General features: G+C 70.6%; 9 protein-coding genes. 6 read left to right on the forward strand and 3 right to left on the reverse strand.

All coding sequences use genetic code 11. The features are described 5' to 3' along the window. From O3Q52_RS18715 to O3Q52_RS18740, 6 genes are all read left to right on the forward strand, one after another. The coding region (locus tag O3Q52_RS18715; protein WP_269649926.1) for an NADH-quinone oxidoreductase subunit H at window positions 1–690 on the forward strand (690 nt) is incomplete at its 5' end. A gap of 32 nt (window positions 691–722) precedes the next feature. Next, window positions 723–1,283: an NADH-quinone oxidoreductase subunit J gene (locus O3Q52_RS18720; RefSeq protein ID WP_055612488.1), complete on the forward strand. Its 561-nt coding sequence runs from the start codon at window positions 723–725 to the stop codon at window positions 1,281–1,283. Further along, a complete protein-coding gene (locus tag O3Q52_RS18725) occupies window positions 1,280–1,585 on the forward strand; it encodes an NADH-quinone oxidoreductase subunit K (protein WP_269649927.1) in 306 nt (101 codons plus the stop codon). The genes O3Q52_RS18720 and O3Q52_RS18725 overlap by 4 nt, the downstream gene beginning before the upstream one ends. Next, complete coding sequence (locus O3Q52_RS18730) at window positions 1,582–3,435, forward strand: NADH-quinone oxidoreductase subunit L (RefSeq protein ID WP_269649928.1); 1,854 nt, start codon at window positions 1,582–1,584, stop codon at window positions 3,433–3,435. Before O3Q52_RS18725 ends, O3Q52_RS18730 begins: the two co-directional genes overlap by 4 nt. Window positions 3,436–3,440: 5 nt before the next feature. After that, complete coding sequence (locus O3Q52_RS18735; protein WP_269649929.1) at window positions 3,441–4,946, forward strand: NuoM family protein; 1,506 nt, start codon at window positions 3,441–3,443, stop codon at window positions 4,944–4,946. Then, window positions 4,943–6,361, forward strand: coding sequence for an NADH-quinone oxidoreductase subunit N (locus O3Q52_RS18740; protein ID WP_269649930.1), 1,419 nt, complete (start codon window positions 4,943–4,945; stop codon window positions 6,359–6,361). The genes O3Q52_RS18735 and O3Q52_RS18740 overlap by 4 nt, the downstream gene beginning before the upstream one ends. Before the next feature lie 170 nt (window positions 6,362–6,531). On the opposite strand, the gene O3Q52_RS18745 is transcribed toward O3Q52_RS18740, so the two are convergent. The 3 genes from O3Q52_RS18745 to O3Q52_RS18755 all read right to left on the reverse strand — a co-directional run bounded on the left by O3Q52_RS18745 (window position 6,532) and on the right by O3Q52_RS18755 (window position 13,638). Continuing rightward, window positions 6,532–9,759 (reverse strand): glycoside hydrolase N-terminal domain-containing protein, encoded by a 3,228-nt coding sequence (locus tag O3Q52_RS18745; protein ID WP_269649931.1) that lies wholly within the window; start codon window positions 9,757–9,759, stop codon window positions 6,532–6,534. Window positions 9,760–10,001: 242 nt separating this feature from the next. Further along, the gene (locus O3Q52_RS18750) at window positions 10,002–10,898 is read right to left on the reverse strand and encodes a S1 family peptidase (protein ID WP_269649932.1); all 897 of its coding nucleotides are present in this window, start codon (window positions 10,896–10,898) and stop codon (window positions 10,002–10,004) included. Window positions 10,899–11,328: 430 nt separating this feature from the next. After that, a complete protein-coding gene (locus O3Q52_RS18755) occupies window positions 11,329–13,638 on the reverse strand; it encodes a M4 family metallopeptidase (protein WP_269649933.1) in 2,310 nt (769 codons plus the stop codon). Between the last annotated feature and the right edge of the window lies 1 nt (window position 13,639).

Below are 13,639 nucleotides of genomic sequence, written 5' to 3' on the forward strand. Positions count from 1 at the left end.
GCCGCCGTCCTGGCCGCGGTCGTACTGCCGCTCGGCTTCCGGTCGGTGAGCGATCTGCCGGAAGGGATCGTCTGGTTCAACGCGATGGAGGCGTTGGCGTGGGCGGCGGTCTGGCTGGCGGGCTGGGGGCCGAACTCGACGCTCTCACTCATCGGCGGCTACCGCTTCCTCGCGCAGGGGCTGGCGTACGAGCTGCCGCACATGCTTGCCATCACCACGGCCGCGCTGGGCGCCGAGTCGCTCCGGGTCGGTGAAGTCGTGGACGCCCAGGCCGGGTTGTGGTTCGTGGTGTGGATGCCGGTGGCCTTCGTGATCTATCTGCTGAGCGCCATGGCGATGGCGTTCTGGGGGCCGTTCGACCAGCCCGCCGGACGTGACGTGGCGGGCGGCGCGGGCGGCGAGCTGTCGGGCGCCGACCGGGTGCTGTTCCTGGGCGGCCGCTGGCTGTTGCTGGTCGTGGCCGCGGCGTTCAGCGTGCCGCTCTTCCTGGGCGGCGGGCACGGGCCGCTGCTGCCCGGCTGGGCCTGGACCGTACTCAAGACGGCCGCCGTCCTGGCCTTCCTGGTGGGAGTCCGACGCAGGATTCCGACCGTGCGCATGGAGCGCTATCTGGAGCTGGCCTGGGTCGTGCTGACCCCGCTGGCGATCGTGCAGGCGCTGGTCGTGGCCGTGGTGGTGCTGAACCGGTGAGTTCCCTGACGGAAGCGAGGTGACGTAAGGCGATGGATGTCGCGGTCTTCTGGGTGCTGGCCGTCCTTGCGGTGGCCGGCGCGGTGATGGTGTTCCGCTTCGACTCCATGGCGCGGGCGACGTTCTCCCTGCTGGCCTCGCTGCTGTGCGTGGGCGGCCTGGTCGTCCTGCTGGGACTGGACTATCTGGGCATCGTCATCGTGCTGATGATGACGATCGAGATGGCCATCATGGCGGTCTTCATGGTGATGTACATGATGAACCCGGCCGGGCTCATGCCGATGACGATGATCCACAACAAGAAGGGCGCGGCCGTCGTCTGCGGCCTGGTGTTCGCGCTGCTGGCCGCCGGGATCCTGCTCGCGCCCTGGCCGGCCCGCCGGGGAAAGGCGCCCGCCGATCCGACCATGGAACTCGGCATGTCGCTCATGGGCCCGCAGATGCTCACCATGATGACCCTGGGCATGGCCCTGTTCGCGACGATCGTCGCGACCGTGGTGCTGGCCACCCGCCGGGGACGGTACGACCGGTTCGGCGACGATCTGCGGGCGCGGCGCGCGGACGATCCCGTACGGGGCGGTGTCGGCCGGTGACTTTGGAACTGTTTCTGCTGTTGGCCGCCGCGCTGTTCTGCGTCGGCCTGTTCGGTGCCCTCACCCAGCAGTCCATCGTGATGCTGATGATGGGCCTTGAGCTGATGCTCGGCGGGGTGATCCTGGCCGCCGCGGCCGCGTGGCACCACATCGCTCCGGCGGCGGCCGAGGGGCAGGTCCTGATCGTAGTGGCGGTCACGGCGATGGCCCTGGAGATGGCGATCGGGTTCGCCGTCGTCACCGCCCTGTTCCGGTCGCGGGAGATCGACATGACCGACATGGCGGCGGAGTTGAAGGAGTGAGCGCTCTGCTGTGGGCACTGGTCGCCCTGCCCCTCGGCTCAGGTGTGCTGCTCCTGGTGGTGGGGCGGCGGGCCGATCGTGCGGCACCGGGCGTGGCGCTCGCGGTCGCGGCCGCCGCGCTGGGGCTCGCCGTCGCCGCGGCGTTCCGGCACCCGAGCGCGCGAGCCCCGTTCCTCGACGGTCTGCCGATGCGACTCACGGTGGACGGCCTGTCGGGGCTGCTGGCGGTCACGGTCACCGCGGTCACCCTCGTCGTACTGCTCTTCAGCGCGGCGGAGTTCGGCGCGGGCGAGGCGCGGGCGCGGTTCTTCGGGCTGATGCTGCTGTTCGCCGGGAGCATGCTCGTCACGGTCACCGCCGCCACGCTCCCGGTCCTGCTGATGGGCTGGGAGGTCATGGGCGCCACTTCATGGGCGCTTATCGGGTACTGGTGGCGGGATCCGGAGCGTACGAGTGCAGCCGACACCGCGTTCCTCACGACCCGCACCGCGGACCTCGGCCTCTATCTGGCGGCGGGCGCGGCACTCGCGAGCGGCGGCGGTCGGAACTCGTCGCTCTCGCTCGACGGCCTCGCGCGGGCCGAGGAGCCGTGGCTGTCCTTCATCACCGCGGGCGTGGTCGTCGCCGCCCTCGGCAAGTCGGCCCAACTCCCCTTCAGCTTCTGGCTGTCGAAGGCGATGCGGGGCCCGAGTCCGGTCTCGGCCCTGCTGCACTCGGCAACCATGGTCGTCGCGGGCGCGTACCTGCTGCTGCGGACCGGGCCGCTGCTGGACGCCTCCGGCTGGGGTGACGACGTGGTCGCCTGGACGGGTGCGGCCACGGCCGTCCTCCTCGGCCTCGTCGCGGTCGCGCAGACCGACCTCAAACAGCTGCTGGCCGCGTCGAGTTGTGCGCAGATCGGCTTCATGGTCCTGGCGGCCGGGGCGGGCGCCACGACCGGCGGCACACTTCAACTCGTCGCTCACGCGGCGGCGAAGAGTCTGCTGTTCCTCGCGGCGGGCGCCTGGCTGACCGCGCTGGGCACCCAGCAACTGCCCGCGCTGCTCGGCGCGGCGCGCCATCACCGTACGGTCGGCACGGCCTTCACCGTCGCCGCGCTCTCCCTGGCCGGGCTTCCGCCGCTCTCGCTCTGGGCCGCCAAGGACGTACTGCTGGCCGGCGCCCTGGAGCGCAGTCCCTGGCTGTACGCGGCCGGGCTCGCCGCCGCCGTCCTGTCCGCGGTCTACAGCGCCAGGGCGTTGTGGTTCGTGTGGCGTCCGGCGGTGGCACGCCCCGATGCCCGGCGTATCCCGGCCGGTGCCGTGTGGCCTCTCGTCCTGTTGGCCTTCGCATGTGTGGCGCTGGTGGCGCTCGCCTTCCCTCCGATGCTCGACAGCGTGGACCGTGTCTTGGCCGTCTCGGGTCAACCCGCCCCGCATGTCTGGGAGTTCGCGCTCTCCGCCGGTCTGGCTGTCCTGGCCGCCGCGGCCGTCTGGGGCTGGGGTGCGCGCCCGCTGCCCTTGGCCGCGCGGGCGAAGTCGGGGTTCGCCGACTGGCTGGGCCTCGAACGCGCGGCCCATGTCCTGCTGGTCGCGCCCACGATGCGGCTGGCGCGTGCCGCCGCGGCCTTCGACGACAAGGTGCTGGACCGTGCCATCGACGGTTCGGCCTCCGTCACCGTCCGGCTCGCCCGCTGGACGGACGACGTCGTGGAACGTGCCGTCGACGGGACGGTCGGCGCGGTCGCCGCCGGAACCCGTGCCCTCGGCCGCTGGGCCCGCCGCCCGCAGACCGGACAGCTGCACCAGTACCTCGCCCAGGCCGTTGCCGCCTTCACCGTTCTCGCCGTCGTCCTCGTCCTCGTGAGGTGATCCGCTTGCTGACCGCCCTCGTCTTCGCGCCCACGGCCGTCGCGCTGCTGTTGTTCGCGCTGCCCCGCCGTACGGCACCGGCCGTGTTCCGCGCGGTCTGGGTGACGGCGTCGGCCGTCGAACTGGCGCTGGTCATCGCGGTGTGGGCGGGCTATGAGCCGGGCGGGGGCATGCAGTTCGAGGAGCGCGCCCGCTGGATTCCGGGCGCGGGGGTCAGCTACCACGTCGGCGTCGACGGCCTGTCGCTTCCGCTGCTCGCCCTGACCTGTCTGCTGTTCCTCGCCTGCGCGCTCCACTCGCTGCGCGAGAACCGCAGGATCCGTGAGTTCGCGGCGCTGTTCCTCTTCCTCCAGACCACCTGCCTCGGGCTCTTCGTCGCCCTCGACCTGATCCTCTTCTTCGTCTTCTTCGACCTGTCCATCGTGGCGATGTACTTCGTCATCGCCGGATGGGGACACCGGCAGGCCGCCCGCGCCGCGCTGAAGTTCTTCCTCTACACGTTCATCGGGTCGCTCGCCCTGCTGCTCGGCTTCATCGGCCTGTACCTCGCCGCGTCACCGCACACCTTCGACATCGTCGAGCTGACCGAGCAGAACCCGCTGGCCGGGCGCTCCGTCTACGGGGCGCTGGTGCTCTTGGCCGTCGTGGTCGGTCTGGCGGTGAAGACCCCGACCGTGCCCTTCCACACCTGGCTGCCGCCGGCCCACGTCGAGGCGCCCGCGGCCGGTTCGGCGATCCTGGCCGGGGTGCTGCTGAAGATGGGCACGTACGGATTCGTACGCATCGCCATGCCGATCCTCCCCGAGGCCTGGCGGCGGTACGCCCTCGTGCTGGTCGTCATCGGTGTGGTCTCGGTCCTCCACGGGGCGCTGGTCGCGCTCGCGCAGACCGACTTCAAGCGGATGGTCGCGTACACCTCCGTGAACCACATGGGATACATCGTGCTGGCCCTCGGCGCGGCCGCCGCGACTGCGGACAGCTCCGAGCAGGCGCGCTCCCTCGCCGTCACCGGAGCCGTGACCCAGATGGTGAGCCACGGGCTGCTGACCGGTGCGCTGTTCCTCCTCGCGGGAGTGCTCCACGAACGCGGACGCACCTACGACATGGGCGCCTACTCCGGACTCGCCGCCGTGGCGCCCGCGTTCGCCGCCATGACGGGCGTCGCGGCCTTCGCCTCGCTCGGGCTTCCGGGCTTCTCCGGCTTCGTCGCCGAGTTCCAGATCTTCACAGGCAGTCTCGGGCCTCAGCCGCTGGCCACGGCGCTCTCGGTGCTCGGCATCGTCCTCACGGCCGGGCTGTTCCTGCGGGCGCTGCGCCAGGTGTTCACGGGGCCGTTGCGGCTGCCGGACGCGCCGGGTACGCCGCGGGCGTTCCCCGACCTGCGGGTGCACGAGAGCCTCTCCGTGGTCCCGTTGCTCGTCCTGGCCGTCATCCTCGGGGTGGCTCCGCGCTTCCTGCTGGATGTCGTCGAGCCGGCCTCCCGCTCGGTCCTGGAGTTGCTCGCCCGATGACCGAGATGAACGAGAACCCGCTCGACCTGCTGCCCGAAGTGCTGCTGGCGGCCTCGGCCGTACTCGGGCTGCTGCTCGGCTCCTGGCTGCCGCGCGCCCGGCAGTGGGCCGTCGGACTGCTGGCGGTCGTCGCGTGCGTGGCGGGGATCGTCGCGGCGTCGGTGGCCGCCGCCGAGCCCGCCACGACGGCCTTCGGCGAGGCCTTCACCGTCGATCCCGTGACCGGCGCTTCCCGGATCGTCGTACTCGGCGGCACGCTCCTCGTCCTCGGTGTCTCCTTCCGCCCGCTGCGAGGCGATCCGCGGGAGAGCGAGTTCTACGTCCTGGTGCAACTGGCCGCCCTGGGCGCGCTGATGATGTCCGGCACCCAGGACCTGCTGCTGTTCGCCGCCGCGTATCTCCTGGCGAGCATCCCCGCGTACACGCTCGCCGGGTTCCGCAAGGACGGTCCGGGCACCGAGGCGGCCCTCAAGTTCTACGTGGTCGGCGCCCTGCTCGGCGTACTCCTGCTGGCCGGTGTCACGGTCCTGTACGCGGCCGGGCGCGCGACCCTGTATCCGATGCTGGGTGACGCGCTGCGCGACGCCCCGGAGCCACTGGTCGCCGTCGGCGCGATCGGGCTGCTGGCGGGTGTGCTGTTCAAGGCGGGTGGCGTGCCGGCGCACTTCTGGGTGCCGGACGCCGTGCAGGGCAGCAGTGCGCCGGTGGCCGCGCTGCTCACCACGCTGCCCAAGATCGGGGCGCTCGCCGCGCTCTTCCGTGTCGGTGACGCGGTCTTCGCGGGCAGCCCGCTGCCGTGGCCGGCGCTGATCGCCGTACTCGCCGCCGCGTCGATGACGCTGGGCAACCTCGGCGCGTTCTTCCAGCAGGACGTCAAGCGTCTGCTCGCCTACTCGACGATCAGTCAGGTCGGCTACCTGCTCCTGCCGGTGGCCGTGGTGGACCGCTCGGATCTCGCACAACAGGCGTTCCTGTACTACCTGGCGGCCTACACGGTCACCAACCTCGGGGCGTTCGCGGTCGTCTGCGCCCTCCCCCAGGCCCACACGCTGGACGACTACCGCGGACTCGCCAAGGAGCGCCCACTGCTCGCGGCGAGCCTGGTCATCTGCCTGCTGGGCCTCGTCGGGACCCCGCCCACCGCGGTCTTCCTCGGCAAACTCCAGGCGTTCAGCGCCGCGTTCGACGGTGGCTACGCATGGCTCGCCGTCCTCGCCGCCGTCAACACCGTGGCATCCCTCTTCTACTACCTGCGCTGGATCGTGCCCGCGGTCTCCCGCGGCGCTTCGCCGGGCCCCGCCGAGGGGGACCGCACGGCACGCGTCGTCGCGTACGCGGCCACGGTCATCTCCGTCGGACTCGGCCTGGCGGGAGGACCGGTCCTCGATGCGTTGGCCGGACCGGTGAGCCCCTGACCCGGCCCGGGGGGGGTGACTCTGCGGCAGCCGGGCGGGCACAGTGTCGGGCCTTCGGGGAGCTGCCATGCCGACGACCGTGCCGCTCCGATGCCCTTCGGGCGGCGAGGCGGGCGGCCGTCAGCGGGCGGCCGTCAGCGTGGCTGCTGTGGCAGCGAACCGGTGCCCCGTCAGGGCTTGACCGGCTTCACCTTCCTGTCGACGCCGTTCACCCGCACTACGACGCTCCCCCGGTTCCGCGCCCGGTCGGCCACGATTCTGTAGGACGTGACCTTCCCGTTCCGCCACTCGCAGTCGATCTCGTAGCCGCCGCGGGCGCGGAGCCCGGTGAAGGAACCCTTCGCCTTCCAGCCGTCCGGCAGGGCGGGAAGCAGGTGGATGACGCCGTCGTGGCTCTGCAGGAGCATCTCCGCCACGGCGCCCGTGATGCCGAAGTTGCCGTCCATCTGGAAGGGCGGGTGGTTGCCGAACATGTTGGGCAGCGTGTTGTAGGTCAGCAGGCCGCGCAGCATGATCTGGGCGCGGTGCCCGTCGCCGAGACGTGCGAAGAGGGCCGCCCGCCAGGGCCAGGTCCACGAGCGGCGGCTGTCGCCCGACACCGTCCCGGCCGTGAACGGAACACCTTCCTTCTCACCGCACCGCGCCTTGAGCGAGACGAGGGCGGCTGCCGCGAAGTCGCTTGTCTTCGGGGTGATCTGGCGGCCCGGATAGACCGCGAAGAGGTGCGAGGTGTGGCGGTGGATGTCGGCGGGGTCGTCCAAGTCCTCCTGCCACTCCTGGAGTTGACCCCACTTGCCGATCTTGTTCGGCGCGAGGCGTGCCTGCATGTCCGTGACCTTGGCCCGGTAGGCGGGGTCCGCCTTGAGGGCCGCCTCGCAGTCCAGGTAGTTCTGGAAGAGGTCCCAGATGATCTGCTGGTCGTACATCACGCCGTCCTCGCGCGGCCCGTGCTCGGGTGACCAGCCGTTCGGTGCGACGAGGAGTCCGTCCTCGCGCTCCTTGAGGTGGTCCTCCCAGAACTCGCAGATCTCCTTGATCATCGGGTAGGCGACGGTGCGGAGATAGCCCAGGTCCTGGGTGAACGCCCAGTGTTCGTACAGGTGTTGGGCGTACCAGGCGCTCGCGACGGTGTTCCACTCCCAGGAGTTGCCGCCGAAGATGCTCTGGCTGGTGCGGGCGGTCCAGCCGCGCGTGTCCTTGCCGAAGGCGTTGCGGGTCGCCACGCGGCTGGGCACCGCCACCTGCTCGATGAACCGGACGAGCGCCTCATGACTCTCCGGCAGGTTCGTCGTCTCGGCGCCCCAGTAGTTCATCTGGATGTTGATGTTGGTGTGGTAGTCGGAGGCCCATGCCGGTTGATTGCTGTCGTTCCAGAGGCCCTGGAGGTTGGCGGGCAGGCCGTTCGGGCGGGAGGAGCTGATCAGCAGATAGCGGCCGTAGTCGAACATGGCCTGCTCAAGGGTCGGGTCCTCGCCGCCCGCCGCGTAACGTTCGAGCCGGGCGTCGGTCGGCAGGGCGACGACGGCGTTGTCGGACGTGCCCCAGGCGACCGAGACCCGGTTCATCAGTGCGCGTATCTCGGCGGTGTGCTCGTCGCGCAGTTTGCCGTACGACCGGGCGGTTGCCTTGGCGAGCGTCCTGGCGACGATGGGTGCCGGATCGGGTCCGCGCCACCCGGCGGCGGCGTCGAGCTTGTAGTCGGTGCGGGCGTCGAGGAACAGGGTCAGGGTCGTGCAGCCGCTGAACCGGAGCACCGAACCGTCGGCGCGGAGTTCGCCGTCGGTGTGCACGGCCCGGACGGTGCACGTGTGCTTGAGCCCGTTGCCCATGACACCGCTGAAGGCGATCCGCCCGGCGCCGGCGTCGACGGTCGTCGGGGCCTCGTCCTGTCCGGACGCCAGCGAGATCGCTCCGGAGAGTTCCCGGGCGCCGTCGGACGTGTACCGGAAGACCATGAGATCCGCGGACCGGCTGGCGAAGGCCTCGCGCAGGACACGCCGTCCCGGCGCGCCGAAGCGGGTGACGTGGACACCGTTCACGAAGTCGAGACTGCGCTGGTAGTCGACGACCGACCGCTGCGTACGCGTGTCGAAGCCCGCACCTTCCAGCGCGATCTCCGCGATCTGGAAGCCGCTGGAGGACGCACCGGGGGTCAGAGTGAGCCGATACGCGCGGTAGGCCGTGGTGTTGGCGATCCGGAACGTCCGGCTCTTCCCGCGGTCGACGAACGGTGCTCCGGGGTTCTGCGTGTCGAGGGTCGTCCAGGCACGCCCGTCCTGCGACGCCTCCAGTACCCAGCGCCGGGGATCGTCCCGCGGACGGTCCGGGGCCGCCGTCAGCGCGTACGAGGTGACGGCGACCGCGCGGGGCAGGTCGGCCTGCCAAACGACCTTCGGCTCGGCGTCGTCGACCCGCCAGACCGTGGCCGGATCGCCGTCCACCGATCTGGAGATGTCCGTGGCACGGGACTTGGACCCAGAACTGGAACCGGAATCGGCACCCTTGGAGTGTCCGCTCGGCGACGACAGATAGATCGAGCCGCTCCCGCCGAGGTCGACGCCGGACAGGCCGATCTCGCTCAACTGGAAGTGGCTGACGCCTGACTTGGGGACGAAGTCGAACCGGTAGAAGCGGTAGGCCGTGGTGTCTGCGTCGGCACAGGTGAACTCCTTCGTCTGGAAGCGGCTCTCGAACGGCGCCTCCAGCGTGCGGCTGTCCACCGTGGTCCAGGTGGTGCCGTCGGCGGAACCGGAGAGTTTCCACTCCTGCGGATCACGCTCCGGCACGTCGTTGGCACTCGTCAGACGGTAGGACGCGACCTCAACGGGTTCGGGGAGCTCGACCTGCCACTGCACCTTCGAACCGGGCCCGTCGATGCACCACTTGGTGCTCGACTCGCCGTCGTACGTCTTGTCGACGCCCTCCGCCGAGGAGCTGTTGTACGGTCCGCCCGGGGCCGTGATCTTCGGTCTCGCGCGGGGAGCGAAGGTGACGACGAGGTCGCCGAAGTTCCGGTACGAGCCGAAGCCGGTCATGCCGGTGTCGAAGTCGCTGTCCGGTTTGCCGGCGAGAGCGTTGTCGTAGTTGTTGACCCCGCCCCACAGGCTCTGTTCGTTGAACTGGATGCGCTCCTCGTAGGGATCGGCGAAGAGCATGGCGCCGAGTCGGCCGTTGCCGATCGGCAGGGCCTGCGACTGCCAGTCCAGGGCGGGTACGGAGTACTTCAGAGCCTTGCGCGACAGGGTCGGCCACTGGACCGCCGCCGGCGCGCCGGTCCCCGCGGCGACGGCCTGTCCCGCAGGGATTCCGCCGGTCAGCTGAGTGATCAGGGGCGCAAGGGCGAAGGCTCCGCCGAACTTGAGGATGCTTCGTCGCTGCGGTTGGGATTCATTGATCACGGTGAGGTCTCCCGGCCCATTCATCGGCTCTATCGCAGAGGAGGTCGCAGCCACATCGACACCTGTCGAGGGCGCGATCATCGTCGCCGGGGAATAGATCGGATGTCTAGAGGCGTGCAGCAGTTGACGAAGCGGTCATGGAGAAACGGCCTCGGGCGGGTCTTCCGCCCGCCCGGGGCCGCGTGACATACCTGGTACTCCACCTGCCCCGGTGGCTGGTGCGGAGCGCGCCCGACGCCTCGTCAGTAGACGGTCAGGCCGTAGGCGCTCAGCACTTCCTGGATCGGCTGGTAGAAGGTGGTCCCTCCCGAGGTGCAGTTGCCTGAGCCGCCGGAGAGGATGCCGATGACCTTGTCGCCCGCGTAGAGCGGACCGCCGCTGTCGCCGGGCTCGGCGCAGATGTTGGTCTGGATCAGCCCGTAGACGACGTCACCGCTCCCGTAGTTGACGGTCGCGTTGAGCGCGGTGACCCTGCCGCAGCGGACACCGGTGGTCGCTCCTCGACGGCAGACGCTCTGGCCGACGTAGGCGGTCGCGGTTCCGGTGACGTCGACGGTTCCGATGGTGCCGGGGTGCGGCACGGCCGGGTTGGAGTACCGGACGACGCCGAAGTCGTTGCCGGGGAAGCTCGTGCCGGTGGTGGGGCCGACCGTCGTGGTCAGGCCGGAGCTGGTGTACCAGGTGGGCATGCCGTCCGTGCAGTGGCCCGCGGTGACGAAGTAGTAGGTGGAGCCGCTCTGCACGTTGACCCCCACCGAGCAGCGCCAACTGGACGTGTAGATGGCGTCACCGCCCGACAGGAGCGTGCGCAGCCGGCCGTCGAGCCGTTCCACGGTCGTGGCACCGGCGAAACGGCCGGTGGCCCGACGGACTACGGCCAGGTCCGCTTCCCCGACCGTGGAATCGGCGAGCACCCGCAGCTTCCCGGTCCGCTCGTCCACGGCCCAGCTCGTCCCGGCGATCCCCAGGGATTCGACGGCCGAGGCCGCGCCGGACAGCGAGGCGGCGGACGGTGCGGCGGCGGCCGTGGGTGCCGCTGTCGCGTTGGTGCCGGACACCGCCAGGGCGGCCACGACGAGCAGGCTCAGCACCGAGGCGGCGAGCCGGGAACGTCTGACGGTGGTACCGCGTGCTCTCATCACCCGAATCTCCCCGAAGACGGTCGGTCAGGTTCAAGCGCGCCCGACCGGTCGCCGGGCGTGCCGTGCTTCCGTGCCGTGATGCTGGTGCCGTGATGCCCGTGCGTGCGCGCCTACGAAGGACGCGTCCGTGTCCCGACATCCCATCGGGGACACGTGATGGCTCGCGGCTGCGGCGGGACGCGGCCACGGTGTGACCGACGAGGCCCGGTGGAAGCCGGCCAACGCCTCATTGTCCCCGGCGGTGCCCGACGCGGGTAGGCCGTCTCCGGCCGTAAAGCCCGCGCACGCGGACTTGCCGCGGGTTGGGGACACCGCTTCACCAACTGACCGACCTGGTGGGCGGATTCGACGCAGCGCCCGACCTCCGACGTCTGTCCCCTGCCCGGGTCTGGGGTGCCCGCCGGCACCACAGACCCGGGAGCGTGAATCAGAAGGTCAGCTTCCAGCTGTCGATGTAGCCCGTGTCGACCGAGTAGCGGTCCTGGACGCGGAGCTTCCAGGTGCCGTCGGCCGGTTCGGCGGAGGCGTCGACGGTGTACGTCGCGTGTACGTCGTCGTCGGAGTCGTCGCCGACGTCCTTCAGCCGGTACGTGCTGCCGCCGGGGCCGACCAGGTCGATGACCAGGTCACCGCGGTAGGTGTGGACGATGTCCACCGACACCTGGAGGGTGCTCGGGGCGTTGCCCGTGCGGCCGGTCACGATGAGCGGGGACTCGACCGGGTCGCCCGCGTCGGGGATCCGCACATTGCCCGGGTTGACGAAGAAGTCGCCGCCGGAGGCGATGACCTTCCAGGCGAAGCCCGCCTCGGCTCCGGATCCGTCCGCGGCGCTCGCCGTCACGGTCGGGGTGAACTCCCCTGTTTCTGCGGGGGTTCCGGAGATCACACCGGTCTCGTGGTCGATGGCCAGGCCGTCGGGCAGGCCGGTGGCCTCGTAGGTGAGGCCGCCCGGACGGCTGGTGTCCGCCGCGATCTTCAGCGTGGCGGGCTGGCCGGTCGCCGATTCCTGGTCGGCGGGCGCCGTCAGCGCGACGTGGTTGACGAAGCGCGGGCCGACGTTCACCGCTGCCCAGGTGTTGCCGACGGCCTCGTACGCCTCGCTGGACCGGCCGAACAGGTCGGCGGCGGCCTGGAGGGTCGCGACGCGGGCGCCCGCGTAGTCGGTGGTGGAGGTCATGTACGTGGTCAGCGCCCGGTACCAGACGTTGGTGGCGTTGTGCAGGCCGAGGCCGGGGACCGGCTCGGCGTCGTGGGTCGGGCTGTTGTAGCCGACGCCGTTGACGGTCTTCTGCCCGCTGCCCTCGGCGAGGAGGTAGAAGAAGTGGTTCGCCACGCCGGAGGAGAAGTGCGGGTCGAGCCCTTCGGTCTCGGTCGACCAGTAGTCCTGGGACAGGCCGTCCTTGGAGGGCTGGTCCATGTAACGCAGCGGGGTGCCGTCGCCGTTGATGTCGATCCGCTCGCCGACCTCGTAGTCGGGCACGTCGTTCGGGTTGTTCGTGAAGAACTCCACGGCGGCGGCCATGATGTCGCTGCTGCCCTCGTTCAGACCGCCGGACTCGCCGTTGTAGTAGTACAGGTTCGCAGTGGCGCTGGTGACGCCGTGGGTCATCTCATGGGCGGCGACGTCGAGCGCGGTCAGCGGGTTCTCGTTGTCCTTGCCGTCTCCGTAGAGCATGCAGAAGCAGTCGTCGTCCCAGTAGGCGTTGACAACGTTGTTCCCGTAGTGGACCCGGGAGGACGCGCCGACACCGTCGTTGGCTATGCCGTTGCGGCCGAGCTGGTCGTGGTAGAAGTCCCAGGTCTTCTGCGCGCCGTACGCGGCGTCCGCGGCGGCGGTCTCGCGGTTGGCGGGGTCGCCGTCGCCCCAGATGTCGTCGGCGCCACTGAAGAGCGTGCCGGTGCCGGTCGTGGCACCGCCCAGGTCGTACGTCCTGTGGCCGCCGCGCTGTGTGTCGGTCAGTTCGAAGACGTCTCCGTTACGTGTGCTGCCGAGGTCGACCTCGCCGCTGAACTGACCTTTGCCCACGCCGGGGTGGACGGTCTCGAACTCCCGCAGCTTCTTGCCGCTCTTCGCGTCGGTGACGACATGCACCTTGCGCGGAGAGCCGTCGTCCTCGACGCCGGTGACCACGGACTCCCAGGCGAGGGCGGGCGCGCCGTCGGCCGCCCAGACGACCAGTCGCGGTGTTCCGTCCGCCTTCAACTGCCCGGTGCCGTCGGCCTTGGCGGCGGCGAGCGCCGACTTCTTCGCCGTCGAGGCGGCGACCTTGGCATCGGTCGTCGGTACGGACACCGGAGCGTCGGTCGCCCTGGTGACGGTCCGGCCGGTGGCGCGCTGATGGACCACCAAGTCACCGCCGAGGACGGGGAGTCCGGCGAAGGTGCGCTCGTAGCGGGTGTGGACGGTGCCGTCGGCGTCCTTGATGACGTCCTTCGGCAGCAACTTCTCCTTGGCGCCCAACTTCAGGGCACCGGCGGTGACTTTGGCGGAGTTCGCCGCGGACTTCAGAAGGCCGGTGCGCTGGGAGGGGGTGAGCGGGACGGGAGCCGCGCCCGCCCTGGGCTCCGCGGCGATCCGGGCCTGGGCCACCGGAACCTGGTTGGGCTGGGCGGACGCTCCGGTCGCCGGCGCAGCCGCGGCGGCGATGAGGGCGGTCACGACGGCCAGCGCGCCTCCCGCGACGCGCTGGGGGCTACGAGGCAGTCCGGGCCTGCGGGGACGTAAGGGTCTCGGCACT

The sequence above is a fragment of the Streptomyces sp. ActVer genome (assembly GCF_027270795.1).
GTDB classification, from domain to species: Bacteria; Actinomycetota; Actinomycetes; order Streptomycetales; family Streptomycetaceae; genus Streptomyces; species Streptomyces umbrinus_A.

Bases quoted from the DNA above. Each gene is read 5' to 3' on its own strand.
- O3Q52_RS18720 (WP_055612488.1), top strand. From the start codon at position 723: ATGGATGTCGCGGTCTTCTGGGTGCTGGCCGTCCTTGCGGTGGCCGGC.
- O3Q52_RS18750 (WP_269649932.1), bottom strand. From the start codon at position 10,898: ATGAGAGCACGCGGTACCACCGTCAGACGTTCCCGGCTCGCCGCCTCG.
- O3Q52_RS18740 (WP_269649930.1), top strand. From the start codon at position 4,943: ATGACCGAGATGAACGAGAACCCGCTCGACCTGCTGCCCGAAGTGCTG.